Source organism: Sulfolobales archaeon (genome assembly GCA_038897115.1).
GTDB lineage: Archaea > Thermoproteota > Thermoprotei_A > Sulfolobales > AG1 > AG1.
Window position 1 is genome coordinate 1 of record JAWAXC010000120.1, and the last position, 2,468, is coordinate 2,468.

Sequence of the window (2,468 nt, forward strand, 5' to 3'; positions counted from 1 at the left end):
ACTACAAAGCCTATGAAGCTATATAGGGTTGAGAGGAGGGGAGATAGGGTTGTGGTTATAATTGATTAGAGGGCTCAAAGCAATATAGCCTCACTCCAACTGTTTTCTGGGGTAGGCTGTGAGGGTTTCGATTGAGATTTCCGAGGGTAGGAGTGCTAGGGTTAGGGGTCCTGCTAGGATCTCTATAGCCGATGGTGAATGCTATATAACAGGTGCTAGGCTATCGAAGGGATCCCAGGTTGTTGTGAGCGCCTATAAATCCCTAGCAATATATGCGAAAACAAGTGCTAGGGTAGAGGTTGAGCTTGGCGAGGGTGGCGGTGTAGATGTTGCAAAGCCCGAGGAGGAGCCTCTGCTAGAATGGGTTGAGGCTGCTGGGAGGATAGCATCTAAAGGATCTAAGGTGGTTGTGATAGGCCCCATAGAGTCTGGGAAAACAACCTTCACAACCCTTCTCGCAAATATCGCTATTGAGAAGGGTTTGAAGCCATGCATAGTGGATGCTGATGTTGGTCAAGAGGATATAGGTCCTCCCGGCTTCATAGCCCTCTCATGCCCCTCGAAGCAGTTTGTATGGCTAAGGGATCTCGAGCCTATATCTATGAGATTAGTTGGCCATAACAACCCCTCTATGGGTGGCTCGAGGTTGATAGCAGCGATAGCGGATCTAGCTTTGAGGGCATCCACCATGGGGGATCTAGTTGTTATAAATACAGATGGCTGGGTCTCATCGCCACAGGCTATAGAGATGAAGCTGGATATAGCTAGATTCATAGGTGCAACCCACATAGTAGCATTAGCAGGTGGCTCATTCATAGGCTCGATATCTAGGAAAGGGTTGGCTGAGGTGGTTACACTTAGATCTCCCCAGGGGGTTAGAACTAGATCTAGGGAGGAGAGGAAGATCCTGAGGAGCCAGGCGTATAGAAAGGCCTTCGAAGGCTCCTCCATGAGATCTCTGAGCATATCAGATATAACGATCATAGGATCATGCCTGCTCTCAGGAGCCCCTATGTCGAGGGAGGAGATCTCACAGCTATCTGAGATCCTGGGTGTGAATGTTCTATATGCATCAGCATTAGAGGGAACAATATATGCCTTGGTAGAGGGTGGGAGAGAGGCTGAGAGGGCTTTAAAGCTGAGGGATGGGAGGGAGGTTATACAGATACAGAGGGGAGGTGAGAAGGGGCTTCTATGCTCTGCAGTATCTAAGACAGGGGATGAGTATCCATGTATAGTGGATTCTCTAGATATGGCATCTAATAAGATAAATATTGTGACCAGATATCAGGGGGAGGTTGTGGCTGTGATCATTGGTAGGATAAAGGTTGATGAGATGTACGAGGATAGCTGGAGGGGTTCTAGATGCCCGATATAGTAGAGGCAATTAGATTCCTAGAGGATAGGGGTCTTCTATATAGGGTTGAGAAGACATTATCCTGGAGGTTCGAGGCTGCAAAGGCTATAGAATATGCAGACTCGGTTGGAAAGGCAATAGCTTTTAGGGTGGACTGCTGCCCCGGAATCGATGTTGTCTCCAATATAATACCCTCTAGAGGTGTTCTAAAAGCCTATCTGGGGGTTGAGAGGGATGAGGATCTATATGCGAGGCTTTTAGATGCTGTGGAGAACCCTCTTAAATGTGGGGAGGAGGATTTCAGGGATCACTATGTTGAGGATAGGAGAACGCTATATGATCTCCCGGCTCTCCACTTCTACGAGGGGGATGCTGGGAGATACTTCACATCATCGATCTTCATAGCGAGGGATCCAGATGATGAGATATATAACGCATCGATCCACAGGATCCTCGTGAAAGACCCTATGGCCGGTCCCGCGAGGATTGTTCCAAGGCATCTGAGGAGGATAATAGATGCATATAGATCCAGGGGTAGAGAAGCCCCAATAGCTGTTTGTTTCTCACCACACCCAGTTGTTTTCCTAGGCGCCGCGCTCCAGCCTAGATACGGTGTGTTCGAGGTTGAGGTGGCAAACAGACTCCTAGGAGGATCTCTAAGGGTCTGTAGAACACCGCTCTACAACCTCCCAGTCCCCTGTGAATGTTCACACATCCTCGAGGGGAGGGTCTCTCTGGAAGATGTTGAGGAGGGCCCCTTCGCAGATGCCCTGCTAACATATGACATGGTTAGGAGGGAGCCTCTAGTGGTTTTCGACAGGATATATAGATCCAGGGTTGAGAGGCCATTCCACACAGTCCTCCCAGGGCGGACGGAACATACACTGCTCATGGGTATTGGGAAGGAGGCAGATATATATAGAGCTGTCTCAAGGGTTGTTAGAAGGGTATATAAGGTGAGGCTTACAAGGCCAAGCGGTGGGTGGCTACATGCTATCATATCTATTGAGAAGGGGGCTGAGGGTGAGGGTAAAAACGCTATTCTAGCAGCATTCGCAGCCCACCCATCCCTCAAAATGGCTATAGTGGTGGATGGGGATATAGACATCGA

The 2,468-nt window shown here is 49.0% G+C and carries 2 protein-coding genes; both read left to right on the top strand.

Annotated features, from left to right (window positions below; genetic code table 11):
* Positions 1-118: 118 nt before the first annotated feature.
* Positions 119-1,378, top strand: a complete 1,260-nt coding sequence (locus QXE01_11080) for a Clp1/GlmU family protein (GenBank protein MEM4971780.1) — start codon at positions 119-121, stop codon at positions 1,376-1,378.
* Positions 1,366-2,468: UbiD family decarboxylase (locus QXE01_11085; GenBank protein ID MEM4971781.1), on the top strand; the 1,103-nt coding region annotated here is incomplete at its 3' end. The genes QXE01_11080 and QXE01_11085, both read left to right, overlap by 13 nt.